This is a genomic window from candidate division KSB1 bacterium (genome assembly GCA_034506335.1).
In the GTDB taxonomy this organism is placed as follows: domain Bacteria; phylum Zhuqueibacterota; class Zhuqueibacteria; order JANLFK01; family Oleimicrobiaceae; genus Oleimicrobium.
Genome location: JAPDPR010000005.1, coordinates 56,242 through 81,714 on the forward strand (window position 1 = coordinate 56,242; position 25,473 = coordinate 81,714).

The 25,473-nt window shown below is 60.5% G+C and carries 19 protein-coding genes; 5 read left to right on the forward strand and 14 right to left on the reverse strand.

Translation table 11 applies throughout. The annotated features are described in order from the left end of the window. Positions 1-10: 10 nt before the first annotated feature. From ONB25_03150 to ONB25_03210, 13 genes are all read right to left on the reverse strand, one after another. Positions 11-1,405, reverse strand: a complete 1,395-nt coding sequence (locus ONB25_03150; GenBank protein MDZ7391883.1) for a phosphomannomutase/phosphoglucomutase — start codon at positions 1,403-1,405, stop codon at positions 11-13. A gap of 11 nt (positions 1,406-1,416) precedes the next feature. After that, on the reverse strand, positions 1,417-2,364 hold the full coding sequence (gene prmC / locus ONB25_03155; GenBank protein ID MDZ7391884.1) for a peptide chain release factor N(5)-glutamine methyltransferase: 948 nt from the start codon (positions 2,362-2,364) through the stop codon (positions 1,417-1,419). Further along, the gene (gene prfA, locus ONB25_03160; GenBank protein MDZ7391885.1) at positions 2,288-3,367 is read right to left on the reverse strand and encodes a peptide chain release factor 1; all 1,080 of its coding nucleotides are present in this window, start codon (positions 3,365-3,367) and stop codon (positions 2,288-2,290) included. The genes prmC and prfA overlap by 77 nt, the downstream gene beginning before the upstream one ends. Positions 3,368-3,378: 11 nt before the next feature. Then, positions 3,379-4,395 (reverse strand): DUF1385 domain-containing protein, encoded by a 1,017-nt coding sequence (locus ONB25_03165; protein ID MDZ7391886.1) that lies wholly within the window; start codon positions 4,393-4,395, stop codon positions 3,379-3,381. 24 nt (positions 4,396-4,419) lie between these two features. Further along, a complete protein-coding gene (rpmE, locus tag ONB25_03170) occupies positions 4,420-4,644 on the reverse strand; it encodes a 50S ribosomal protein L31 (GenBank protein ID MDZ7391887.1) in 225 nt (74 codons plus the stop codon). A gap of 97 nt (positions 4,645-4,741) precedes the next feature. After that, on the reverse strand, positions 4,742-5,035 hold the full coding sequence (locus ONB25_03175; protein ID MDZ7391888.1) for a hypothetical protein: 294 nt from the start codon (positions 5,033-5,035) through the stop codon (positions 4,742-4,744). 12 nt (positions 5,036-5,047) lie between these two features. Further along, complete coding sequence (locus tag ONB25_03180; protein MDZ7391889.1) at positions 5,048-8,161, reverse strand: efflux RND transporter permease subunit; 3,114 nt, start codon at positions 8,159-8,161, stop codon at positions 5,048-5,050. A gap of 1 nt (position 8,162) precedes the next feature. Continuing rightward, on the reverse strand, positions 8,163-9,257 hold the full coding sequence (locus tag ONB25_03185; GenBank protein ID MDZ7391890.1) for an efflux RND transporter periplasmic adaptor subunit: 1,095 nt from the start codon (positions 9,255-9,257) through the stop codon (positions 8,163-8,165). A gap of 25 nt (positions 9,258-9,282) precedes the next feature. Then, a complete protein-coding gene (locus ONB25_03190; protein MDZ7391891.1) occupies positions 9,283-10,668 on the reverse strand; it encodes a TolC family protein in 1,386 nt (461 codons plus the stop codon). Between the two features lie 39 nt (positions 10,669-10,707). Continuing rightward, positions 10,708-11,334 (reverse strand): hypothetical protein, encoded by a 627-nt coding sequence (locus tag ONB25_03195; GenBank protein ID MDZ7391892.1) that lies wholly within the window; start codon positions 11,332-11,334, stop codon positions 10,708-10,710. A gap of 56 nt (positions 11,335-11,390) precedes the next feature. After that, positions 11,391-12,002, reverse strand: a complete 612-nt coding sequence (locus ONB25_03200; protein MDZ7391893.1) for a TetR/AcrR family transcriptional regulator — start codon at positions 12,000-12,002, stop codon at positions 11,391-11,393. A 1,413-nt stretch (positions 12,003-13,415) separates the two neighbouring features. Next, on the reverse strand, positions 13,416-15,320 hold the full coding sequence (locus ONB25_03205) for a hypothetical protein (protein MDZ7391894.1): 1,905 nt from the start codon (positions 15,318-15,320) through the stop codon (positions 13,416-13,418). Positions 15,321-15,395: 75 nt separating this feature from the next. Next, positions 15,396-16,001 carry a T9SS type A sorting domain-containing protein gene (locus ONB25_03210; GenBank protein ID MDZ7391895.1) on the reverse strand — a complete coding sequence of 202 codons (606 nt, stop codon included), beginning with the start codon at positions 15,999-16,001 and terminating at the stop codon, positions 15,396-15,398. 1,612 nt (positions 16,002-17,613) lie between these two features. Between ONB25_03210 and ONB25_03215 the strand changes: the two genes are divergently transcribed. From ONB25_03215 to ONB25_03235, 5 genes are read left to right on the forward strand one after another with little or no spacing between them, the layout of a single operon-like run. Further along, entirely contained in the window at positions 17,614-20,646 is a 3,033-nt protein-coding gene (locus ONB25_03215; protein ID MDZ7391896.1) for a tetratricopeptide repeat protein, read from the forward strand. 2 nt (positions 20,647-20,648) lie between these two features. Continuing rightward, positions 20,649-22,406, forward strand: coding sequence for a hypothetical protein (locus ONB25_03220; GenBank protein ID MDZ7391897.1), 1,758 nt, complete (start codon positions 20,649-20,651; stop codon positions 22,404-22,406). A 43-nt stretch (positions 22,407-22,449) separates the two neighbouring features. Continuing rightward, positions 22,450-23,094, forward strand: coding sequence for a MotA/TolQ/ExbB proton channel family protein (locus tag ONB25_03225; GenBank protein MDZ7391898.1), 645 nt, complete (start codon positions 22,450-22,452; stop codon positions 23,092-23,094). After that, positions 23,072-23,473 (forward strand): biopolymer transporter ExbD, encoded by a 402-nt coding sequence (locus tag ONB25_03230; protein ID MDZ7391899.1) that lies wholly within the window; start codon positions 23,072-23,074, stop codon positions 23,471-23,473. The genes ONB25_03225 and ONB25_03230 overlap by 23 nt, the downstream gene beginning before the upstream one ends. Before the next feature lies 1 nt (position 23,474). Continuing rightward, positions 23,475-24,272: a TonB family protein gene (locus tag ONB25_03235; GenBank protein MDZ7391900.1), complete on the forward strand. Its 798-nt coding sequence runs from the start codon at positions 23,475-23,477 to the stop codon at positions 24,270-24,272. An 81-nt stretch (positions 24,273-24,353) separates the two neighbouring features. Here ONB25_03235 and ONB25_03240 read toward each other — a convergent pair whose 3' ends face one another. Continuing rightward, a complete protein-coding gene (locus tag ONB25_03240) occupies positions 24,354-25,040 on the reverse strand; it encodes a response regulator transcription factor (protein MDZ7391901.1) in 687 nt (228 codons plus the stop codon). Positions 25,041-25,473: the final 433 nt, after the last annotated feature.

A 25,473-nucleotide genomic window follows, 5' to 3' on the forward strand; every position in this document is an offset into this window, starting at 1 on the left:
CGGAGGCAGGCTAAAATGCAAAGTCCTGGTCGCTGAACTCCACTTCTGGATAGTCCCGCAATGCACTCTTGAACACTTCGATGATTTCCTGCAGCCGCTCCGGGGTGCGGGCCTCGAAGCGCAGCACTAGCACCGGCTGGGTATTGGAGGCGCGCACCAAGCCCCAACCATCGCCAAACTTGACCCGCGCCCCGTCGATATCGATAACCTCGTAGGAAGCTTTGAACCGCTGAACGAGTTGGCTGACCACCTGGAATTTGGCCTTATCGGCGCAGTGGACCCGAATCTCCGGTGTTGCAAAAAAGTGCGGGATTTCGGCCGCGATGTGCGACAAGGGCCGGCCATCGTTGGCCACCAATTGCATGAGCCGTCCTGAGGCATAAAGCGCATCATCGTAGCCGAAGTAGTCGTCGGCAAAGAACATGTGCCCGGACATTTCCCCGGCCAGCGGGGCGTGTAGCTCCTTCATGCGCGCCTTAAGGAGGGAGTGTCCAGTCTTCCACATCTCTGGCTTGCCCCCGTGGCGCAGGATGAACTCCTCCAACGCCTGAGAGCACTTGACATCAAAGACGATGGGCGCCCCCGGCCTCTTGCTCAGCACATCCTTGCTGAACAGGGCCAGCAGCCGATCGGCAAACACAATCTGCCCCTGCTCGTCGATTGCGCCGATGCGGTCCGCATCGCCGTCGTATCCGATGCCCAGGTCAGCCCCTTGCGCCAGCACAGTCTTCTGCAGGTCCACCACGTACTTTGGCACCGTGGGATCGGGCAGGTGGTGAGGGAAACGCCCGTCTGGCTCGCAGTAAAGTGGCACCACCTCCATGCCCAGGTCCTCCCACAGCTGCACGGCAATGGGGCCAGCAGTGCCGTTGCCTGCATCGACCACCACCTTGAGTCGACGCGTGAAACGAAGCTTATCTTTCAGTGTGCGCACGTAGGCCGGCAACACGTCCTGCCGGATCACCCGCCCTTTACCCCGGGCAAATGCGCCCTGGGAAATGATCGCGGCCAGCTGCCGTATCTCCTTGCCATAGACGGAAATCAGCCCCTTCTCCGGCTCCAAGACCGAGATCTTGAAGCCGTTGTACTCGATGGGGTTGTGGCTTCCGGTGACCATGACGCCACCGCCCAAATTGAGGTGAACAATGCTGAAATACTGGACAGGCGTGGGCACTACGCCGATATCGATCACCTCCAGGCCTGTAGAAACGAGACCGGAGCTGAGCACCTCCTGCAGATGCTCAGAGGTGAGCCGCACGTCTCGCCCCACAGAGATCCGGCTTATTTTGCGCTCGCACATTGCTGTGCCGATTGCCCTGCCCACGGCCTCGACAGTGGCATCATCGAAGTCCTGTGCCACTACACCGCGAATGTCGTACTCGCGAAAAATTGCTTCGTTCACCATCGCCATTCCTCTCATTTCCGTGCAGAGACAACTCGTTCCTTGCCTGCCAGGTCAGCAAACACCTGAATGTCGGAGAAGCCAGCCACACGCAGGAGCTCCGAGATCGCCGCGCCCTGACCCTCCCCGACTTCGGCAAAGAACGCGCCCCTCTCATCCAAGAGCCCGGGGAGTTTAGGCACGAGGGCACGGTATAGCTCCAGTCCATCTGCACCGCCATCGAGTGCCAGCCAGGGCTCGTAGTCTCTCACTTCGGGTTGAAGGGTCGGTAGCGCGTTCGAGGGGACGTAAGGAAGGTTAGCTGTCACCAAGTGGAAGGCCCCGCCGCTGGTTTGCACAAAGTCCGCCGCGCGGACATCTGCCTCGATCAGCCGCACCCTTCCTGCCAAACCCAGCCGCGTCAGGTTGGCTTCGGCCATGCGCAGGGCTTCGGCGCTGCAGTCAACCCCCACGACTTGCGCTCTTGGGAGAAAGGCAGCAAGCGAAAGAGCGATGTTCCCTGAGCCGGTCCCCACGTCCAGGCATTGCAGACTCTCTACCTCTGCAAACTGCTTGGTGCAGAACTCGACAGCCTTCTCCACCAATATTTCGGTCTCTGGCCGCGGTATCAGCACCCCAGGGGCAACCTGAAGGGCCAGGCCCATGAAGTCTACTTCGCCCAGCACGTACTGGAGGGGCTCGCGCTGCAGTCGGCGCGCCAGCAAGCGCTGGAAGGCCCGCCGTTGTTGGACGGTGAGCGGCCTTTGCAGCGTGGCGTAAAGCTCCGCTCTGGAGCACTTCAGCACGTGGGCAAGCAATCGCTCTGCGGTCAGCTCAGGGCTGTCGATACCCCCGGCCCGGAGTGCCTCCCTCGCTTGCCGCAGCAGGGAAGCCGCCGTGGGGGTCTCACTTTTCGGCGGGGAACTCTGCCTTGAGCTTCTCCGTCCGGTCAGCCAGGCGCAGCTGTTCGATGAGCTCGTCAAGGTCGCCCTGCAAGATTTCGTTGAGGCGATAGAGAGTCAGACCGATGCGGTGATCGGTGACCCGGTTCTGCGGAAAATTGAAGGTCCTGATCTTGGCGCTCCGGTCGCCGGAGCCGACCATGGAGCGTCTGCTGGCAGCAATCTTCTCCCGCTCCTCCTGAAGCTTCCTCTCGTAAAGCCGTGCGCGCAGCACCTTTAACGCCTTGGCCTTGTTCTTGTGCTGCGACTTTTCGTCCTGGCAGGTGACCACCAGACCAGTGGGCAGATGGGTGACGCGCACCGCCGAGTCGGTGGTGTTCACACTTTGCCCGCCCGGGCCCGAAGAGCGAAACACATCGATGCGCAAGTCGGCAGGATCGATCTGGATGTCGATCTCCTCGGCCTCGGGCAGTACCGCCACCGAAGCTGCAGAGGTATGAATCCGGCCGCTGGCCTCGGTCACCGGTACCCGCTGCACTCGATGCACTCCGGACTCGTACTTAAGGGTGCCGTAGGCATCCGGTCCAGTGACCAAGAAGATGATCTCTTTGAATCCCCCGATGCCTTGCGGGTGGCTGCTCAACACCTCCTTCTTCCACCCTTTGTCTTCGATGTACCGGCTATACATGCGGTATAGGTCGCCGACAAACAGGCCTGCCTCCTCTCCGCCGGTGCCGGCACGGATCTCCACAATGGCATTGCGCGAGTCCTGCTCATCCGGCGGCAGAAGCAGCGTCTTGATTTCTTCTTCGAGCCGCTCCTGTTTCTCCGTGAGCTCATCCAGTTCGGACTTGGCCAAGGCGCGCAACTCTTCGTCATTGCTCTCGGCCAGCACCCGCCGATCCTCTTCAAGACGCCCCAGGACCGAACGATACTCCGCAGCCTTTTGCACGATCGGGCCCAGATAGCGCTCCTCCTTTGCCAGCTGCCGATACCGCTCCCGGTCCTCCAACGTGGCCGGATCGGCCAACTGGTGCATCACCTGCTCGTAGCGCTGTTCTATCTTTTGCAGCTTATCGAGCATGCTCCATAACCTCAAGCTTCAACGCGAGCTGAAAGGATCCCTTCTGTCTTGTGCATGAGTTCTTCATAATCTTGCGCCAAGGCGGATACGTCATGTCCCAGGGCGCTTTTGAGCGCGACCAGCGCCACCTCCAATTGTCCCGGGTCCGGTATGCGTGTGGTCAGACGCTGCAGCCAGGTGCCGGCGGCAACCAGAGGGCGCAATAACGGATTATCGGGCCAGCGGGCGGCCAACTTCAGCACCTCGTACGAGAGTCCCGCGACAAGCGGCACCAGAAGCAGACGCAGCGCCACCAGCGGGTCCAAAGGGGTGTGCGGCCTCGGCAGCACGACGAAGACGATCACGCTCACCATCGCCACCACCAGCAGGAAGCTTGTGCCGCAGCGCGGGTGGCTCGGGCTGTGACGAGCTGCCTCCTCGATGGAGAGAGCACCTCCTGCCTCGTAGGCGTGGATGCTCATGTGCTCGGCGCCGTGGTACTCAAACACGCGGCGAATCTCCTTCCATTGCCCCACCGCCACCAGGTAGCCCACAAACAGAAGCAGACGCACCGCTCCGTCGATAAGGTTGAACGCCAGCCCGGACCGTACCCCGGTCACATGCGCAACCAAGAGTGGAAGGTAGAAAAAGAGCCCGATACCCACTGCCAACGCAGCCACAACGGTAAAGATAGTTAGCAGGCGCGACCATAAGGCCTGGGGCCCGTTGCGGGTTGCGCTTGTTTCGTCCTCCATGACAACCCGGCTTGAGAAGCTGAGCGCCTCCATCCCCAGCACCAGGGACTCCACCAGCACTACCGCGCCGCGGAGTACAGCGGCTCCCCACAGCTTGCTGGACGCACTAAGCGATCGGAACGAGCGCCGGCGATAGACGATAGCGCCATCAGGCCTGCGCACTGCTACCACCACCGCCTCCGGCGAGCGCATCATCACCCCCTCGATGACGGCCTGCCCGCCCACTGCTGCGCGGGATGTGTCTTCTTTTGGCGTTTTCATGAGCGAAAAAAAACGGAATACGCCCTGGCGCATTCCGTTTCCTTGTGGCCCAACCAGCTATGAATCCTTCGCCTCTGCTCCCTTTCCCCGACCGTATTTCTTCATGAACTTTTCCACGCGACCGGCGGAGTCCACGAGTTTCTGCTTGCCGGTAAAGAACGGGTGGCAGTTTGAGCAAATCTCCAACTTCATGTCACCCAATGTGGAGCGCACCTGCCACGAATTGCCGCAAGCGCAGCGGACTGTGCTTATCTTGTACTCAGGATGGATGTCCTTCTTCAACGTGTCAACCTCCTCTCAGCATGCCTTCATCGATAGCCGGCGTAAATATATGAAAGGCAAGCTACGAATGCAAGCGGAAAAAAACCTTCCTGCGCACCTAAAGTTTCGCCTCCACTGGCAGGACAAAGGCTTTCACTCCCTTGCCGTGGTGGCGTGCTTTGAGCGTCTTTGCTCGCTTCAGCAGCGCTTGAATGCGCTCCTCACTGTCGACGATGAGTAGCATGGCGTTCTCCCCGGGCCACACCGCAGTGCCCAACCGAGGCCCCCCGGTTTCGCCGCGCCCAAACACTTTGGGAATGAGCGTAAAACAGGTCACCTTGCAGTCATCTATGTACTCCAGTATGACCCGCTCCAGTGCGGTGTTGTAGATCAGGATCAACATCTTTTCCATGGTCATGCTCCGTTATCTTTGCATGGCTCGTGCGCGCTTGATGCGCGCCTCGGCGACAGAGTAAAGGGTCGGCACGAAAACCAAGGTGATGACCGTGGACACCAAGAGGCCTCCGATCACCGCCACTGCCAACGGCACCCAGGTCTCCGAGCCTTCAGAACGGCTAAGGGCCATGGGCAAGAGGCCGAAGATGGTGGTCAACGTGGTCATCAACACCGGACGCAAGCGACGCTTGCCGGCGGTTTGCACCGCCTCGCCCACAGACAACCCTCGGGCCCTTAGCAGGTTCGTGTAGTCCACTAACACGATGGCGTTATTCACCACGATGCCCACTAACATGATCATGCCGATGAACGCGTTCACGCTGAGGGTGGTGCCGGTGATAAGCAGCGCCCAGATGACCCCTACCACTGCGAAGGGGACCGAGAACATGATCACCAGCGGGTCGATGAGCGACTCAAACTGAGCGGCCATCACCAGGTACACCAGCAGGATGCCGAGGGCCATGGCGAAGAGCAATTGCTTGAAGGAACTTGCCTGCTGCTCCACCGCGCCAGTGATCTTCACTTCAATGTCCGCGGGCAGGGGAAGCGTGGCCAACGCTCTGCGCAAGTCCCTGCCCACCGCACCGCTTGACCTGCCCACTACACCGCACCCCACGGTGATGAGGCGTTGCTGGTTCTTGCGGTCGATCTTTACCGGGGCTACCCGCTTCTCAATACGCGCCAGGCTCTTCAGCGGAATCAAGGTTCCTGTCGGCCCCATAATCGACACATTCTCGATGTCATCAGGGCTTTTCCGGTCAGCCTCACGCAGCTGCACAAAGATTGAATACTCGTCTCCTGCCTCGCGGTATTTCACTACGTCGCTGCCGTAGAAGCTCGTGCGGAGCGCCATACCAATCTGGGCCACGGATAGCCCGAGTGCAGCAGCCTTGGCGCGGTCTACCACCACCCAGTACTCCGGCTTACCCTCTTCCCGTGAGACAACCACATCGGTGGTACCCTTGATGCCGGCCATGATATCCTGGATCTGCCGCGCTACTCGCTCGGTCTTCTCCAGGTCGTAACCGTACACCTCCACCTCAATGGGCTTGCCCCCACCAAACATAGCCAAGAATGGGTCTGTGGGGGTAAAATCTACCGTCTTGACGCCGGGAATATTTTGCAGGGCCTTACTGAGGCGTTGGCCGATCTCACGATCGCTGGCGGATCGCCGTGCCCTGGGCACCAGGGTCCCCTGCACGTAGATGATGTTGCTCCCCTCCTGCTGGCCCATGCTCGCGCCCATGCCAAAGCGACTGGTACCGCAACGCGCGATGATGACATCTCGCTCGGGCACCTCCCTGGCAATGATCTCTTCCACCTGCCGCATTACCCCATCGGTGGTCTCCAAGTTGGTCCCCACGGGCAGCTCGATAAAACCCCGCAGCTGCGACTCGTCCGTCTGCGGGAAAAACTCCGTGTTGACAAAACGCAGCATTCCGAGGCTGATCGCAAATACAGCCAAGCCCGTGAGTATGACCACCAGCTTGTGCCGCAGGGCCCAGCCGAGGAGCCGGCGATAGGATTCCTCAACAACGCGAAACGCTCTCTCGCTCCGCGCATAGAACCTTGCGGAAAACGAGCCTTTCTCCTCACCGTTGCCGTTGCGTATGCGGAGGAGCTTTGCCGAAAGCATCGGCGTCAAATAGAGCGAAGTAAACAAGGAGGCAGCAAGCACAAACATGAGCACATACCCGAGCTGCCTAAACAGTATCCCCGCTATCCCTTGCACGAAGAGCAACGGAACAAAGATGACGATGGTAGTGAGCGTGGAAGCCGTGACCGCCATGGCCACCTCGCGCGCGCCGAATACGGCCCCCTCTTCGGGCGCCTCCTCCAACTCCGTCCGGTGCCGATAGATGTTCTCAAAGATCACAATCGCATTGTCGACTACCATGCCGATGGCGATGGCTAAACTCGACAGCGACATGATGTTGATCGTGTAGTTAGCCGCGCGCAAGAGGATGAAGGCCGCCACTAACGAAAATGGAATGATAAAGGCGATGATCACACTAGCGCGCACGTTCCGGAGAAAGAGCAACACCACCAACACCACCAGAACGGAGGCCCACACGACGGTCATGGCCAGGCCAGCAATGGACTGCTTGATGAAGGTGGAGCCGTCGTACACGCTCCTCACCACCACATCTTTGGGCAGCGTAGGCCGGATTTCCTCTATCTTTTTCCACACATTGTTGGTCACTTCCACCGTGTTGGCGCCGGACTGCTTCTGCACGATGACCATGACGCTGCGCTTGCCATCCATGCGGCTGATGCGCGTGGGCTCGGCGTAGCCGTCTTCAATAGTCGCCACGTCGCGCAAGTAGATGGGCACGCCCCGCACGTTGCCAATGGCCACGTCGCCAATCTCTTGCACGCTCCTGAACTCCCCCGGCAGGCGAACAATGTACTCCTTGGTCCCCATCTTCAAGGAGCCCGCCGGAAGATTCACGTTGGACGCCTGCAGCATGCGCGTCACCATGTCGATGGAAAGACCCCGTGCCTGGAGCGCCGCGGCATCCACCTTAACGTTGATCTGCCGCTCCAGCCCACCGAACGCGGTGGCCGAGCCTACCCCTGGCACGCGGCGTATCGGATCACATACCCGATCATCAACGAGCTTGAGCAGGTCAGGAAAACTCTCCTCCGCGCTGATGCCCAAGAAGAGGATGGGCATGAGCGAGGCGTCGAACTTGAAAATGAGCGGGTCAGTTGCGTCTTCCGGCAAGAACGGGGCGTAAAAGCCCAGCTTGTCGCGCACGTCCATCGCCGCCGCATCGATGTTCGTACCCCACTTGAAGTAGACGACCGTTGCCGAAATGTTCTCCTGGCTGGTCGACGTCACTTTATCCACGTTGGGCACGGTGCTGACCGCGTCCTCGATGACCCGCGTCACGCGGGTTTCCACATCCTCCGGGCCCGCGCCGGGATAGGTGGTGGTGATGGAGATTGCCGGCAGCGTGATGTCCGGCATCAGGTCAATGCCGAGCTGGGAAAGGCTGACGAGCCCCAAGATTAGAATGACGACAAAGACCGCGATCGTGGTAACAGGTCTGCGTACGCCCAGTTCCGGAAGGTTCATACTACTCGCCTCCTTCCACGATGACCCGCGAGCCCTGCTGCAGCATCTGCTGGCCCGTCACTACCAGCTGCTCACCTTCGGTCAAGCCGCTGACTATCTCCGCCAAACCATTCTGGCTAATGCCAGTCCGCACCGCTCTGCGCACCGCAATCCCACCCTCGACCACATACACGTAGCGGTCCGTCTCGCTGCCCAGCAGCGCGTCGGTGGGCACTACGATTGCATCTTCTTTGGCGGCTACCACCACGGTCACCCGTGCGAACATCCCTGGCTTGAGCTCGCCGCGCGGATTCGGGACCACCACCTGCACTTCGAAGGTGCGGGTCGCAGGGTTTGCTGCGGCATTGACCGCCATTACCTGCCCGGCAAAGACCTGCTCAGAGTAGACATCGGCGCGCACCTCCACGGGCAGCCCCTGGCGCAGCTTGGTCACTTCTCGGTCCGAGGCATTGATGCGAATCTTGACGCGCGAGAGGTCCATCAGGCTGACCACGCCCTGCGCCCCCGGCATCTGCGGGTTGATCATATCGCCCTCGTTGAGGTACTTGCCTGTCACAACGCCGGAAAAGGGGGCTTTCATCACCGCGTGGCGGAGCTGCCACTCGGCCAAGGCCAGGGCTGCCTGCGCCTGCTGCAATTGCGCCTGTGCAGCTTGATAAGCCAGCTGCACCTTCTCATATTGCTGGTCGCTGACCGAGCCCTTCTGTTTCAGCTCCTGCATGCGGTTCCAATTGCGCTCGGCGTCATCAAAGTTGGCCTGGGCCACGGCTAACCCCGCCTGCGCCTGCCGCAATTGCAACGAGAAGGTCTCGTTGTCAAGCTCGGCCAGGACCTGCCCCTCTGCCACTCGATCGCCGATCTCCACGTTGATCCTGGCAATCTTGCCCCCAACGCTCGGCACGATGCGCATCTCGCGATAAGGCTCAACAGTTCCGGTATAGGTGAATACCTCCCGAATCGGCCCTCGCGCCACTGCGGCGACTTTTACCGGCACTATCGCCGTCTCGGCGCTCCGGCCGTCCCCTTTTGAACCACAGCCGGCAATTGCCACCAGACACAGCGCTGCGGCACACCCTACAAGACAGACAGATCTCATCGGTTCCTCCATCATACAAATCACGTCAGTTAGCTGTTCTTTCCGTCACAGTCCGCCCCAAGGCGCGGTCCAGCCGCGCGAGGGCAATCTGATAATCGGCCAACGCGGATACATGGTCGGTCCTGGCCTTGACCAACAGCGAGTTAGCGTCCAGGACCTCTGTATTGGTCACCATCCCTTCGTGAAACTTGTCCAGCGTCACCTTGTAGTTCTCTTCAGCCTGGGCCACGTTTTCTTCGGCGATTGCCAAGCTCTGTTTGGCCTCGTTGATGGCAAGAATCGCCTGCGTCACCTCCAGGGCGATGCCGTCCTTAAGGGCGCTGAGACTGGCCCGTACCTGGCGGAGCTGGCGTTCGGCCTGCTCCTGCTTGTAGCGTGTGGCGCCCCAGTCAAAGAGGTTAATCTGGGCCGCCACCGTGGCCGTCCATGTGGCGTAAAAGTCGGGGTTGTATTCACGGTCGGGGCGCTTGTACCCGTAATCCAGCACCAGTGCGACCGAAGGTAGCCAACCGGCAGAAGCCATCTGTACCGCCTTTTGGCTCATGCGTTGGTTGTGCTCCATCATGCGTACCTCCGGGCGCTGCCGAAGGGCTATTTCCCGCGCCTCGGCAAGATCTACCTCCACAGGCGGTACATGCTCCAACCGTTCAGTCAATTCGAGCTCAGTGTCCAACGGGAGGCCCAGGAGCATGCACAGAGCCTCCATGGCCAGACGGCGGCCATGCTGCACCTGGATTTCCATTAGGCGCACATTAGCGAGCTGGACCTTGGCCTTCAGCAGGTCATTCTTGGTGAGCATGCCCACATCGTACATATTCTGCAAGTCCTGGAGATAGGCCTCCATGCGCTGCACCCCCTGGTGTGCCACTTCTACCATCTTCTCGGCCTTCACTGCCCCCCAGTAGGCCTTCTTCACCTCTAAGATGAGATCGCCCTCGTCCTTCTCCAGACCCGCCTCGGCAATTTTCTCGCCCTCCTGCGCCATGCGGTAGCCGTTGAACAGACGCCCGCCGGTGAACAGAGGCTGCTGTAAGGTGATGCCGATGCCGACGATCTCGTCCCGACCTATCGGGATACGTTTGGGAAACGTCTGCGGCGGCATGCCCGGGATTTGGGGTAAGTTCTTGGAAAAGCCCTCAAAGATGCGACCCGGCATGAAGGGAGCGACATCAAGCCGGCTATAGCTGGCCGAACCGCGGAGCTGAGGGAAGAAGCCTGTCCGGGCTTCTCCAACCCGTGCTGCGGCTTCGCCTACTTTTTCGCGAGCCACCACCAGCCGTTCGTTCTGGGTTAGCGCCAATTCCACGCTCTTCTGCAGGTCAAGTGCAACGCGCTCTTGCGCTAGCGCTGCGGCAACGCCTAAGAGCACGGAGCCAATACCCGCAACCCACCACAACCGAACTTTGCTCATGAGCACCTCACCTCTGCTACTCTGCTTTGCGTTCATCACTCATCGGCCCCAAGGGAAAACACTCACCCCCCCACCAATGGAGAGAAGGGTTTGCTCACTGAACCCGCTCCCGAATAAGAAACGGTCCCGGGAAAGGACGTAGGCTACCCTCGCCTCGCCGAAGACGGCTGCCCACCGGGAGAATCGAAGTTCAAGGCCGACGCCACCCACCAGGCCGGCGCTCATCTTTTTCAGAGCCTCGCCCTCGACGGTCACCGGGTCGCCCCGCAGGCCGTCACGAGTGAAGCGCCACGGGAACACACCCACTCCTGCCACCGCATAAGGCGCCAGCGGCCCCATGGGCAGGCTCACCCGATTGCAGAAGGTAACCGCGGGCACCACAAACATCGGCTTCTTTCCCGGCTCCTCACGATAGGCATCGGCAAAGGGCGCCCACCCTAGGTCCACCCCCGCCTCAATACCATAGTGCCGTGCCACCTGCTGCTGGAGGAACACACCCGCGATCGAGCCGGGTTGCAGCAGCTCGGCAGTGCTGGTCGACTCGTTGTACGTGCCGGCCAGCGAGGCGAGTCCCCCGCTGCGCACCCCGAATCCTGGCCCGCCGGCAAAAGAGGCCGTACTGCCAATTGTCCCAATAGCCACAACCAAAAACATTGCTTTCCGCATTTGAACCTCCGTCATACCCACAAGACCGGACTACCTCGGCAAGGTTTCGCCGCGTCTCACTTGCCCCCTCCGTGAAGAAATAGGTCCACCACCGCTTCACTCTCCGACACGAGGCTGGGCTCGGTCCCCACATGCACCCAGTGAAACACGAAGGAATCGAGCATCCCTGCTAGGCAGTGGACCAAATGGATGGCAGGGAGGTCGCGCAGAACTCCCTCTCTCTTCCCCGTCTCCATCACCCGCTCCCAGAAGTCGATGAAGCGAGCGAACAGCTCGGTCACTTCACGACGGAACTCATCGGCAACCTGGGCGTCCATGCGCGACTTTTCCGCGTGGATGAGCTTAAAGAACGGGCGGTGCTTCTCAAAAAAGGCGAAGTAGCGCTGAACCATGCAGGTGAGGCGCTCAATGAAGGAGCCTGGTTCCTGCATGGCGCTTTCCAAGGTGCCTAGGAAGGCTAGCGCCCTGTCGCGGAGGAGGCTGAAGAAGAGCTCTTCCTTACTTGCGAAGTAGAGGTAAACGGCGCCTTTTGAGAGCTCCGCCCTCTCCGCAATGGCCTCCATGGTGACTTCATGATAACCTCGTTCCGAGAAGAGCGCCTCGGCAGCGCACATGATTTCGGCGCGGCGCGCCTGTCGCTCGCGCTCTTTACGGTCTTCGACTCCCACGTAGCTTTCTCCTGTGTCTGAGATGACAACAAACACTATCGTGACTGACCGTTCAGCTAATGACTGACCGGTCAGTATCGCAAATATAGCACAATCCGGTGAAGCCGTCAAGGGCTTTTTCTTCGGCAGCAGAAGTTGCCAAGGCACCCAGATATGTGGAAGGTCCCCAGCGGACAGCGGCAGGTCGACTTGGCCGCTTTGACACCAAAGTGTGCCGGCTTAAGGCAGCGGTCGCATTTCTCGCCTCAATAGGCAGTTTTCAGCGAGTGCTTGAATCGAAGGATAAGTCTTCCGCTGGGGAAAGAAACTCTCACGAGGAAGACGAGGCATGCCCCTTGCCGACACCGTTCTGGCTTCTCATTCCTGCAAGAGAGCAGACACTTTTCACCAGGCGCAGTGAAAAATACGACCACCCCCCGAGTAGTGGCACCCGAGACTCTTTGGAGTCTCACTGACCCATACCTTTTCAGACAAACGCCGGGTACGCTCTGGCGGAGGGAAATGTGATGCTCGTTCCCTACTGGAGCCGGTGTCCTACTCACTTTTTATTCCAATCCGCGAACAATTGCGAGACAACGTCTTTATCCGTGGGACACAATTGTCTCTCCCGCCCGTGCCAACGAGCAGGCCGGGTGCCCTACAGCAAACCGATATCGCCAGGGAACCATAGCTCATCTCGCCACAAGAGTCAACCCCCACCACGGACCCGCCAACACATGACAAGCCCTCCGCCTCGCCCAGGAGCACTGCCCCCGGTGCGACGGAGGAAAGGAGTCACTCAAGACGTTGGTCTTTTTCCTACCTGGCGCAGCAAGCAGTGACATGAACCCGCATACCTGCCCACGCTCCAATCACCGATCAAGGGAAGCATAATTCCCGGTCAAAGGAACCCCTCGCCTCTACCGTGGATGGGCCGCAGCGCGGCAAATGGACGCCCCCGTCTATCATCCCCGCGATAAGGCCGGACAGGACCCGCCCCTGCCTCAGACCCCAAGAGACGAGCCGACTGCTTCTGGCCAAAAGCCCTAGAACAAAAGCTCCCCCTTTCGTGTAGCAAAAGGGGGAGCGCTGCGCTTGTCTTGTACCAACGGCCTCGGCGGCTGCCGGCTATTGTGAGCCTGAGCAAGCCCGTAGCCAAAAGGGCAGAAACTGAACCGCTCTTGTCCTGGCCCCGGTCGGGACTCGGCTCAGCCCCAGCACATAGCCATCGTGCCTGAGCACGGGCCGATTGGCCTCACCACCGGCAGCCTCCATCCCCCGTGGCCATAATAGCACGGAGGGACAAAGTGTCCTCGCTCCCTCGTACAGCAACCCAGGCCGCCGCCTACCACACAAAGCATGGAGCACTAGCTCCTCTTGCAAAGGCCCGTCCCGCTCCCCGGACCGAGACGGGCCCTGAAAGTTTACCCTGTCTCACTCCTCCCTGGAGGACTTTCGCACTTCATCTTGCCCCAACCGGCGCCCCTCGCCCTGGCTGTTTTGTCCCTCCGGATGCGACCATTGCCCCGGCTGCATCAGCCCATCTTGATGCAGCTGCACCTTCAGTCTTTCCTCCTCAAACATCCTCTCTATGTTCTCCCGCAGCTCCGGATACAGGGTGGGGTCCTCCTCGCCCACTGCCGTCTCCTCCAGCCGTTGCCCCTCATAACCTTTCCTCTTTGCCACGACCCGGTAGGAAAAAGAGGCATTGCTCGTCCCACCCTGCAGCTCAAAGACGTCGAACCCGGTGGTGGAGGTCTTCACGTAAGTCCCTCTGCAGTCATCCCTGAGCTGGATGAAGACCTTCATCGGATGCTCAGCATTGATGGTTACCGTCTCCAAAAAGAGCGGGTCAAGTTCCACGTGGGCCCTCCCATTGACCAGCTGTCCCTCGCCAAAGTCCTCAAACCACACCTCCGGGCTCTCGATGACGCTCATGAGCCTGTGCCCGCGGGAGGTCCTCAACACGGCGCTCTTGTTACCGGAGGCAACGAGATCGCCCGCCGCGTATACCGCAGCACCGCTGCCGCCGGCGGCCTCTTGAGCATACACGCCATAGTGCACGCCGGTGCCCGCAGGCAAAGCAGTAAAGTAGGCACCGTAGACGTCGCCCGAGGAGGTGTTCTCGCCATAGGCATAGGCCCCGTAGACCGGGGCGCTTGCGGCACCATACGCCACCCCTACCACACCGTAGTGGTCACCCGTGCCCTCTGAAGAAGCCAAAAATCTGCCACCGTAAACCCGTGCCGAGCCGTAGTTTGTGCCGAAGCCGTGGACTCCGCAGACCCGGCCGGTTGAGGCACCGTACCCTTCCGCCCTTACACCATAGTGCATACCCGTGCCCTCCTCCGAAGTGACGAAATAGCCACCGTGGGCCTCGCCCGAGGAGACGTTGCTGCCATAGCCGTAAACCCCGAAGACATAGGCGTTTGAGGCACCAAGCCCTCCCCCCTCCACACCGCAGTGGATACCCGTGCCCTCTGGAGTAGTCTGAAAAAAGCCACCGAAGGCGCGGCCCGAGGAGGTGTTATGGCCGATGCCCCTGACGCCAAACGCACCGGCGCTCGAGGCACTACCCGCTCTCCCCTCCACACCGTAGTGATCGCCCGTGCCCTCCAAAGAAGTTTCAAATATGCCACCGCGGGCAAGGCCAGATGAGGTGTTTTCCCCATAGCCGTACACCCCACAAGCCGCCGTTGTTGTTCCACCACCTTGGAGCTTGAGGGCAGTTATCGTCGTTGAGGTGTCGATGTCGTTACCCTTGATTGTGCCATCCTGGATCATTGCACTGGTCACGGTAATGACATCTGACCCGCCCTGGTTGTGGGTGCTTGAATGCGGCCCCGGAGGCAGACCCGGCGGCAGCACTGTCGCAGGAAACTTTCCGTCCGCCCCTAAGGGAAAGAGCGAGTTGGCGGTCGGTGTAGCGCTGGCCGCAATGCCGTTGACTCTCTCAGCGTTCGCACTCCGCAAGCTATATGGAACACCTGTCAATGCTATCCTTGGAGTGAGCTCCGAATCACCCCCCACCGTCACCCCAAGCCAATAGGGCCTGTCAAAAGGAAGCGTTAGGGGGCTGAAACTGCCGAGAATCACATTGAAGATTCCCTTGCTCACCGCGACCGATTGCCCCTCCCACCATAGCACACTCCCTGCTGTGGCCACATCGTAGAGCCTGAAAGTAAGATAGTAGTTGCCGTCAGGCAGCACAGCACCCGTGGCATCGGTCAAGACCCCTTGGTAACTGACGGTCCGGGGAATCTGTCCCCAAGCGATTCCCCCCGTCGAAATCGCGACCAACGCCACACAAGGTGTCCAGAGAAAGAGTGTCCGTCTCATGACATTCTCCTCCATTCGCGCTTGCGCTTCCCAGCCGAAAAAGGTCAAACTTTTTTCGCCGCACTTCTGGCCCCGTTACCTCAGCAACAGGAGCCTCTTTGTTTGAGAAAATCCTCCACCCGAATCAGGCGAAGGATCCTTCGCGTGAAGGCGGTAGAAGTAGACCCCGGTAGACAGTCCCTCGGCATTGAAGACCACCTTGTACTCGCCTGGCTCAAGCTCCTTGTCCACCAGGGTTGCCACCTCTCTGCCCAGCACGTCCACTAGCACCAAGCTCACCGCCGAGCGCTTGGGAAGCGCAAAGCAAATGGTGGTGGCGGGATTGAAGGGATTGGGATAGTTCTGCTCCAGCCGGTACTCCTTGGGCAGAGTCTCTGCCGCTTGCTCCACGCTGGTGATGAGGCCGCCCGAGGCGTACCAGAACCCCGCCCCGTTGATGTGGCTCACGCCGCTCAGCACGCCGATGGCCGGCTGACCCACCGTGCTAACGATGCGGTAGCTGGCGTTGCCAATGGCGCCACCCCCACTGCCCACCACGCTCTGCGCCACTTGATACTGTGCGGCAGCATCGTGCTGCAAGATCAGAGCGGTGGCCAAAGCCATAACCATGGCGCCCATGGCCCCAGGTCCATTCCTTGTCTTCCGCCAGCTTCGCGGCGGACTCTTAGATGTGCTCTTCATCGGCAAATTCCTCCTCAACACTTTTCGCAGTTTGATTCCGAAGCCCATCAATTCCGGTGCCACAAATCCTCAATGGCCGCTTCCGGTTAGCCCGCCAACACCTCCTGGAGGGCTTCGCTCAGAAAAGCAAAGGCCTGGGTGTAAGATACCCTTTGGCATCATACACTCAGGCCTCTGCCTCAGCAGTCGCCACGCCCCGCGCCTGCTGTGCTGCCCTAACCGTCCAGACACCAGGCACCGCAGGATCGCCCCACGGTTCTTTGTGAACGCAGGCCTCACTGCTTCTTCACCTCGGGCGTTCAGGCCCTCGCCCTCCGCCCGGCTGAACCAGTTGGGAGGTCCGTAAGTCAGTAGTGGAACGACCCGCGGTCCACTGGGTGGGAGTTAGGTTCGCCGCCCATGGCGTAGCTCTTCCCCCGAGCCTGACCCAATTTAAGAACACCAGGCGGAAAAGTCAAGTTTTTTTTGTCCGAGAGTTACTTTTGCCGCGGGTCGCCGGGCAGCGAGCCCCTATTCCGGGCGAGGTCTTTTCACACTCTGGGGCGGCGCGCAAAGCCAACCACCAAAGGCAACAGTGCGAGTCCCTCGTCTGCCCACGTGACCTGCCTTGACGACATCCTACCACAAGCACGGCCGGGCGGCAGTGATCTGTTGACATCGCTCCACGCAATCAAGACCTCTGCCCGATATGCGCTTGAGCCCACCACGTTAACCTCACTCCTTCACCGCTATAGGCCTCCCCTCAGGTGGTTGCCAGCTTCGCGTGGGGCACCTCAGGCCAAGCTCCGAGGCACGCGAGGACTTAGGCTAAGGCCCAGGACCAAAGTACTCCCCGGGACCTGGAAAAGAGCCAGGCAAGTGGCCGGATGCAGAGCGCTCCGCAGCGGGAGTGCACCCCCGGAATGGATTCTTGGGGGTTGGCTGTTCATCCAGGTGGCAAGACCTTATTGAGCGGAGAGGTGCCCGACGCCCCCTCTTTCCACGAACTCCAGCCCCTGCCGGGCCCACGGGCAGCTCTATGGAGCAACATTAACCCTCTGTCTCCAGACGACTTGTCTCACGGAAGTCGGCTAAGCTTCAGGCGCAAGCTGGAAGCGGTTACAAGGTCAGCACATCTCACAAAAAGCCCTGGCCGATGAGCAATACCCGCGGAGTCATGACCTCTGGCCCTGCGCAAGCTTCCTTGCCCCAGTCACCAGCAAGCATTTGCTGCCTCACCCCTGGCAAGGGCCTCAGCGAGCAGTCTCCGTAGCAAGGTCGGCCTTCCTTAGGACTGATGGCGGCGCCGGCCCTTCTCCACCCTGGCCGGGTTGCGCCAGGCTAGTTCAGAAAGGGGCCGTACACTCACTGTCCCCTACGCCCCCAATGCGAATCATCGCTTCCGGACAGAACAAGCTATGACCTGTGCAGCCAACACCGGACAAGGGAAATGGTTTCCCGCGCGAAAACCTTTGCTCCGATGACGGCAATTGTCTATATTTGCGAAAGCTCACGCCACCCAGGGGAGTTTGCCGCAAGCAACTGGAACACGCGGTCGAGGATTGCGTAAAAGTGGCGTAGCCCTTGCAAAGTGCCTCGTGGCAGCGTCAGATGAGGAACGTCCGGGAGGATCATGAACAGGCAGGGTAGAAAGCGACCGCCTCTTCATCTGGGTGTGCAGGTATTGTTATGCCTGTGGGTGGCATGGCCGGTACTAGCACAAGTCCCCCTTGCTGAGGAACAGGCGATCTTTGCCGTAGCCAAGGGTTTATTCAACGATGGTCTTTATGAGCTTGCCGCAGGTGAATTGGCGAAGTTCCTGCGTGCCTATCCTCAAAGCGAGCGAGCTGCGGAAGCGCGCTTTCTCTTGGGCGAGTGCTACTTCATGCGAGGCCAGTACCGCCAGGCCATCAGAGAGTACACGGTGCTCAGCGCGCAATCGGCTCCCCCTCAGTTCGCAGCGCAGAGCACGCTCCGCATGGGCCAAGCCTACTATCACGCGGGCGACTACCCCGCTGCAGAGCGCACGCTGCGCACCTTCATCGAACGCTTCCCTGGCGACCGGCTTGCGGCCGACGGACGCTACTGGCTCGGCGAGACCTTCTACCGCATGGGACGCCACCAGGAGGCCATCGAGCAATACGGTCGTACCTACAACGCGGACCCCGAAAGTCCTCTGGCCCCCTACGCCCTCTACTCAATCGCCTGGCTTGAGGAGGAAAGGAGCCAATGGGAGAACGCGCGCAAGGCCTACCAGAAGCTGCTCCGCGACTACCCCCGCTCGGAGCTGGCGGCCACGAGCAGGTATCGCCTCGGCTTTGTGGCCTTTGGCGCAGGTGAGTACGAAGAGGCCATTTCGGCACTCTCCGCCGCCCTCAGGGAGCACCCGGCACACAAGCTCAGCGGCCAGGCTCGTCTGACGGTGGCGGATGCGTTGGCGCGCCTCGGCAGACGACGAGAGGCCATTGCCGCCTTTACCGCGCTGCTGGACCCTGCCGTGGGCGCCGATATCACCGACCGCGCCTACTACGGCCTGGGCCTGGTCCACTTCGAACAGCAAGCCTACACGCAGGCCGAGGAAGCGTTCCGGCGCGTCATGTCCCAATTCCCGCAGAGCCCCATAGTGCCAGCCGCAGCGTACCAGGCCGGCAAATGCCGTCTGGCAATGAAGGACACGACAGGCGCACGTGAGCTCTTTGCCTTGGTGGCGGACCGACACCCGAAAAGCGAGCATGCACCGCGAGCGCTATTCGAACTGGCAGGCATAACATTCGTAGGAAAGCGAGTAGCAGAGGCGCGCGCCCAGTACGAACGGGTCCGAAGCTCATATCCCCAATCCGATGTGGCCCCCGAAGCCTCCTACATGATTGGCGAATGCTACCTGGCCGAAGGGCTGCTGGACAATGCCCTGCGCGCCTATCAGGACGCGCTCGCTTCTGCGGCAAGTGTGGATCTCCGCGCGCGGACGCAGCTGCGCATTGGCTGGGTGCACCATCGCGCGGGAAGGTACATTCAAGCAGCGGCGGCATTTGATTCCGTGTTGGTGGCCCAGCGGGATACGCCTCTGGCTTATGAGGCTCTCTTCTGGAAGGCGGAGGCTGTCTACGCTGCCGGAGACTATTTGCAGGCCAACGCGTTGTATAGCCGCCTGCTCCGGGAGCAACCTCAGGGGCCGCATGCCGCCGAGGCACTCTATGGTAGCGCATGGTCTTCTTTCAAATTGGGACAGTATGCAGAGGCCGCCCGGCAGTTTGAACGGGCCCACGCCGCAGCCCTGCCAGGCAAGTTACGCTGCGACACCAAGCTCCGCCAGGGAGACGCCTATTTCAACCTCAGGGACTACAAGTCAGCAATCCGCAGCTACGCCTGGGTGGTGGAACAATGCGCACAGGAGAATGTTGCCGCGGAGGCGCAGCTCCAGGTGGGCCACTGTTACTATCGGAGCGGAGACTTTGCCGCGGCGGTGGCGGCATTCGACCGCGTGGTCCGACAGTGGCCGCAGAGCCCTTCTGCGCCGGAGGCCCAGTTCATGGTCGGCCGCGCCCAGTTCCGCGCCGGTGACTATCAGCAGGCCATCGCCTCCTTTCACGCCGTTGGTACGCGATTCCCCACGAGCCCTTGGGCAGAGGAGGCCGCATATGCCGCGGGCGACTCGTACTACAACCAGGGCCGCTACGACGAAGCGATTGCGCAGTACAAAGTGTTGATCGAACGCTATCCCAACAGTCGTTTTGTGGACGATGCCGTGAGCGGGATCCAATGGGCCTTGTTGCAGCAAGGCAAGAGCGAGGAGGCCATAGCCATAGCCGACCTCTATTTGCGGCAGATCAAAGACCCGGCGGCCGCGGCGGCCATCCAGTTCCGAAAGGGCGAGCTCTACTACAACATGAAGAACTATGCAGCGGCAGCCACAGAGTTCGCGCGATTGCGGGACCGGTTCCCCTCCTCGGAGCAGGCGCAGGAGAGCTGGTATTGGGTGGGCATGTGTTACCTGCAGCAGGGGGATGAGCGTGCGGCGCTTGAGGCCTTGCGCCGCCAGTGGGAGGACTATCCAAAGAGCCCCCGTGCGCCTGAGGCCTTGTTCCGCGCCGCCGAGCACCTGCGGAAAAAGAACAGGCCATCCGAGGCCATCCCCTATTTGCAGAAACTCCTGGGCGCATTCCCCCAGAGTCAGTTCGCTGCACAGGCAGCCGCGCAATTAGGGATGTGCCACCTCGAAGCGGGCAACCTGCAAGCGGCGCAAGTGCAGTTTGAGGAGGCGAAGAAACGGTTCGCCGGCACCGAGGGCGAGGCACATGCCCGGATTGGATTGGCCAGAGCCTACTTGGAACTGAAACGTTACCCCAATGCCTTGCAGGAACTACAAGGCGTGCCGAGCACGGCTCCTTCTGCGGTAGCCGCAGAGGCGCAATACCTCACAGGCGAGATCTACCTCCGCATGGGGAGTCCATTGCAGGCTGCCACCGAGTTTCTGAAAGTCAAGTATCTCTACCCGGCGGAACGGGAGTATGTCGCACGCGGGCTGTTCGGCGCAGCACAAGCCTATGAGGCCCAAGCCCGCTACAGTGAGGCACGTAAGCTCTATCAGGACTTGCTCAACACCTACCCCGATCACCCTCTCGTGGCAAAGGCCAGGGAGCGCATAGAAGAGCTGCGAGGGAGGTAGCCGTGCGGAACCGAGTGCAGGTGAGCCAGTCCATGGAAGTCAAGGTTCTTCTAACCGTTGTGGGCCGTGTGATCGTTTGCATGGCGCTGGTGGGAAGCGCCTCGGTCACTGCATCCGCCCAGGGACAAAAGGAGACGCCGCCGGTGCGTCCCTTTGTTTCTCAAGATTCTGTGCGCGTGCCGGCACCGGAGCGACAAGAACGCCCCCAATTGGAGCTTCCGGAGGTGCTGGTATACGGTCGAGATGTGAGCCTGCGTTTGGACGGACGCAAGTTTGATGTGACGCCCCCTTCACCAATACCGCGAGAGCTTTCGCGCCGGGAGCAAGTACTTGCCGATACCGCGGTACTGGCTGCCCGTGAAGAAGCGCCCGGTGGTCAACCGGTGGGGCCGCGTTCCCTGCTGCTCCGCTCGCGAGTCGGAAGCTATTGGACCACCGACGTGGAGGCCCTGTTCCGTCAGGCGCGCCGCCGTCTCACGTACGGCGGTGAGATGGCCTTCCGTCGGAGCGACGGCGCCGTCATCAACGGCCACTACGCCATGCTTGACCTTGTGGGGCGCTCCGGCTATCAGTTCTCACCTAGCGGCACGGTACGCGGGTATCTTTCCCTGTCCCAAAAAGGCTATGGTCTCTCAGGCGCCACCCTCCCGGACAGCAGTAGACCGAGGAAGGCGGAACGGCACACGTCCGCAGTGGGCATTGGTGCAGAGTTAGACCTTCGATCTGGCGCCCACGGCCAGTTGTTCGCCTCCTACGATTTCTTGTCGCTACGCAGCAGCGACGACACCTTGCAGGCCCAGCTCAGCCGCATTAGCGGCGGAACGCATCGTGCTGCCTTGAGGTTCTCCCAGCGCCTGGGCACCACCGACGTGTCGGGTCAAGCCAGCTACTTGCGCGAAGGTTACAGCCCTGGCTCTGGCAGGGACGTGCGAAATTCATGGGCAAAGGTTGAGTTTGGCGCGAGCAGGGCAGTCATGAAGAAAGCTCGTGCTTACCTCGGGCTGGGGCTGGAGGAGTTTTCCTCCCACCAGACGCACAAAACCGCGTTGATTGTCGTGGGGCGCATGGCGGTTCCCCTGGCGCCGGAAGTGGGCCTCACGTTGCAGGTGCGGCGCGGTCACGACTACCGCCAGATGTCCGATTGCTGGGAGGAAAACCCCTACTTTGACCCTGGAATGCAAGTGAGGCCAGTGTTTACAAAGTGCGCTCTGGCACTCGGCGCGGAGTGGCGCCTGGCCACACGCCTGGTCCTAGGGGCCCAGGTGAGCCGCTCGTGGCTCCAGAACCAGTGGTACTGGCAGCGCGATCCTGCCACCGGTTTGTTCACCGCAGGGGTGGTGCCAACTCTTGCGCTCAACCGGGCCGTGCTTACTCTTCGCGGCGAACCCAGTAGTCGGCTGGGCCTCGACGCGCAATTCGTCCTGTGTGATGATTTCTTCGACTTGCCGCAGTTGCCGCAGGACGGAGACGTACCTTACCTTGCGCATCGCCGTTTGGCTGTAAGCGTTCCCTATCGGCTGGGTGGGCGTACCAGAGTCGAGTTCCGCAGCGACGTTATGAGCAGCCGTGCGGCCGACATGCTTTCACAGACCACGCTTCGGCCGTTCGCCCTTTTCGGCTGCACGGTGACCCATCGCCTGGGCAGACAAGTCTCCTTGTTCCTTCAGGGTGAGAACCTTACCAACCGCCGCTACCAGCGCTGGCAGGGGTATCGCGAAATGGGCCTGAGTATTCTTGCAGGGGGATTTGCGTCCTGGTGAGAGAGAGGTTGAGCAGCGAGTTGAACAGATTGGTGGAGGTGACATGACGCTTTTGGACATCGTAGTCAAGGGCGGGGTATTGATGATCCCCATCGTGCTCTGCTCCATCATTGCCGTGGCGATTCTCATCGAGCGGCTGGTGGCCCTGCGCAAGATCCGCGTGAAGAGTAGTACCTTTGTCCTGCAGATTAAGTACCTGCTGTTGCGAAAGGATGTGGAAGGAGCGCTCGCCTTGTGTAAGAAGACGCCCGGGCCCATCGCTGGTATCACTAAAGCCGGCCTGGAGAAAATCGACCGGCCCCGCCAGGAGATCAAGGAGGCGATTGAGAGCGCAGGGAGACGGGAGATCTACTTCTTGGAAAAGTACCTGGGAGTGCTGGGCACCATTGCCGCAGTTGCGCCTCTTCTGGGCTTCCTTGGAACGGTCACCGGCATGATCCGCGCCTTCATGCAAGTCCAGGTGCACGGGGGCAACGTGGACGCCAGCGTGCTGGCAGGCGGCATCTGGGAGGCGCTGATTACCACTGCCGCGGGGCTAAGCGTGGGCATTCCCGCCCTGATCTTTTACAACTGGCTGCAAGGCAAGGTGGAGCGCTTTGTGTTCGAGATGTCAGAAACCTCAACAGAGCTAATGGATTTGCTTCTGCAGCCAAAGGAGGCCACCGATGGACTTTCGCACGACGCGTAAGCCGATGGTGCTCTTTTCGGCCATTTCGCTGACCGACATCGTGCTGCTTTTGCTCATCTTCTTCCTCCTGTCCTCCTCGTACGTGGTCCAGCCAGGAATCAAGGTGCGCCTGCCGAAAGCGGTGAGCGGGCAGCCGGAACAATCCGATCGCATCTTTCTCACCGTGACGCGCGATGAGCGCATTTTTCTCAACACCCGCCAGGTATCACTGGCCGAGTTGGGCGCAGAGCTGAAGAGGCTCCTTGACGAGAGGCCCAACCGCGTGGTGGTCATCCGTGCCGACAAGGACCTGACGCTGGAGCGTACCATACAGATTGTGGACATAGCCAAGTTGGCCGGCGGGGAGCAATTCGTGATCGCCACGCAACCGGGGATATGAGATGAACATTGCCGTACGCACAAGCCAGTTCTTGCGGGGGGAAATGGGTCGGAGCGCGGTGCTCTCACTCCTGCTGCACGCCCTTGTCTTCCTGCTCCTGGCATCGGTGACCCTGCAGATTGAGTTTTTCCCTCCGGAGTTCGCAGAGGTCACCTTCATTTCCGGGGAGCGCGGCGTACTACCGCCCCCAGCAGGTCCCGCTGTGGCGCCAGTAGGTCGCCAGGCGCCGCCACCGCAGCAAACGACCCAGCAGCAACCAGCGCAACAGGAGACCGTGACACTACCACCACGCCGCATGCTCGAACGCGAGCCTGCAGAACAACTCCCCAGGAGCGGGGAGAAGGTCGATGTAGCCCAAACCATGCCCCAGCTGGAGGTCCCTGCCCCTGGCCTCCAGGAGCGTGGGCTGCACACAATCAGCACAGGACAAGAGGGCAAGGCAAGTGCGCCGAGCAATGCCGGCGTGGGGCAGAAGGAAACCCCACCTACCTTGACGGGCCCGAGTGCCGGTGCGCAGGAGAGCTTTAGGATCGAGGGCGAGGCGGCGCAGCGCAAGATCCTCTACAAGGTCATCCCGGAGTACCCACCGGGTCTGCAGCGGGAGGCGGTGGTCAGGGTGCGCTTTGTGGTCCTTCCTGACGGAACTGTAGGGGGAATGGTGCCGCTGCTCAAAGGCGATGCGACCCTGGAACGCCTCACTTTGGAAGCCCTTCGCCAATGGCGCTTTAACCCTCTGCCCCCTCATGCGCCGCAAAATGAGGTGACCGGCATTATCACTTTCAGATACCTGCTTCGGTAGCCAACTCGCGAGCAAAGATGGCTGAAAAAGGAGAACCCCTGGCACGATGCCAGGGGTTCTTTGGAGGGAGGAAAAGCACGGTTACTGCATAAAGCGGTAGCCAGTGCCGTGAACGGTTTCGATGTAGCGAGAGGGATATTTTCGTTCCCCCAATTTTTCCCGCAGGCGCTTCACATGCACGTCCACGGTGCGCGTAGTCACGCACACGTTTCTGCCCCACACGCGATTGAGAATCTCTTCCCGCGAAAAGGTCTTGTCCCGCCGTGAGGCCAATAGGTACAGAAGCTTGAACTGAATGTAAGTGAGGTCCAGGGGCTTGCCCGATTTTCGCACCTGCTGTTGGTCCAAGTCGATTTCGATGTCCTTGACCTTGATCTTAGCCGCGTCAAAGTCGGAGATGCGGCGGATGACCGCACCCACCCGAGCCACCAGCTCCCTGGGCCCCTTCAGGCTACTCACATACTCGTCGGCGCCGGCCTCATAGCCACGGATGATGTCCTCCTCGCCACACTGGGACGACACCATGATCAGGGCCACTCGCCGCAGGTTGAGTTGGTGTCTGACCAGGCGGCAGAATGCATAACCGTCCTCCCCGCAGTGGTCGATGAAGACCACCACCGCGTCAGGTCGGTGCTCTTCGACGATTTGCATCGCCGCGGTGCGCGTAGTGGCGTAGTGGCACCGATACCCTGCTGCGCTGAACTCACTCCCAAAGGAACTCGGTTTGCCGTTCGCGGGGTCGTAGAATAACACGCTCCGCGTCCTCATAGCTCACTTCCTCCTGGTACTGCGATTCCATGTACCGCAAACAGTCGTCTTACTTTGAACGTGTTCGCAACCTGGTGCGCAACTCGCGTGCCAGGGCGACGGCCAGTCTGTCGCCCATGAAATCGAGTAGCGAAGAAGGCTCCGCTTTCTGTCTGCTACGCGATTGGTTTTCTGCGTGTTAGGAGAATGTAAAGTCTGGGCAAAGACCCTGTGCCGGTAGAACCTTGCACCACTGCAACAACTGTGACGAATCTGTGAGATTTGCTGGATAGAAAACGACCAAGTTGCACGGAAATCTGCCAGTGCAAAAGGCCTACGAGGGGCCTTCATATTGACAATCACGATCCCCAGAACCGCGAAGAAAAAGCTGGGGGCGAGGGAGGTGCGGTCAGCTAGGCGAGTCGCCCCCCCACGGGGCGGACACGTGGCAGTG

Bases quoted from the DNA above. Each gene is read 5' to 3' on its own strand.
- ONB25_03180 (MDZ7391889.1), bottom strand. From the start codon at position 8,161: ATGAACCTTCCGGAACTGGGCGTACGCAGACCTGTTACCACGATCGCG.
- ONB25_03195 (MDZ7391892.1), bottom strand. From the start codon at position 11,334: ATGCGGAAAGCAATGTTTTTGGTTGTGGCTATTGGGACAATTGGCAGT.
- ONB25_03225 (MDZ7391898.1), top strand. From the start codon at position 22,450: ATGACGCTTTTGGACATCGTAGTCAAGGGCGGGGTATTGATGATCCCC.
- ONB25_03205 (MDZ7391894.1), bottom strand. From the start codon at position 15,320: ATGAGACGGACACTCTTTCTCTGGACACCTTGTGTGGCGTTGGTCGCG.
- ONB25_03190 (MDZ7391891.1), bottom strand. From the start codon at position 10,668: ATGAGCAAAGTTCGGTTGTGGTGGGTTGCGGGTATTGGCTCCGTGCTC.
- prfA (MDZ7391885.1), bottom strand. From the start codon at position 3,367: ATGCTCGATAAGCTGCAAAAGATAGAACAGCGCTACGAGCAGGTGATG.
- ONB25_03165 (MDZ7391886.1), bottom strand. From the start codon at position 4,395: ATGCGCCAGGGCGTATTCCGTTTTTTTTCGCTCATGAAAACGCCAAAA.
- ONB25_03185 (MDZ7391890.1), bottom strand. From the start codon at position 9,257: ATGAGATCTGTCTGTCTTGTAGGGTGTGCCGCAGCGCTGTGTCTGGTG.
- ONB25_03235 (MDZ7391900.1), top strand. From the start codon at position 23,475: ATGAACATTGCCGTACGCACAAGCCAGTTCTTGCGGGGGGAAATGGGT.
- ONB25_03215 (MDZ7391896.1), top strand. From the start codon at position 17,614: ATGAACAGGCAGGGTAGAAAGCGACCGCCTCTTCATCTGGGTGTGCAG.
- ONB25_03175 (MDZ7391888.1), bottom strand. From the start codon at position 5,035: ATGGAAAAGATGTTGATCCTGATCTACAACACCGCACTGGAGCGGGTC.
- ONB25_03240 (MDZ7391901.1), bottom strand. From the start codon at position 25,040: ATGAGGACGCGGAGCGTGTTATTCTACGACCCCGCGAACGGCAAACCG.
- ONB25_03150 (MDZ7391883.1), bottom strand. From the start codon at position 1,405: ATGGTGAACGAAGCAATTTTTCGCGAGTACGACATTCGCGGTGTAGTG.
- ONB25_03210 (MDZ7391895.1), bottom strand. From the start codon at position 16,001: ATGAAGAGCACATCTAAGAGTCCGCCGCGAAGCTGGCGGAAGACAAGG.
- ONB25_03230 (MDZ7391899.1), top strand. From the start codon at position 23,072: ATGGACTTTCGCACGACGCGTAAGCCGATGGTGCTCTTTTCGGCCATT.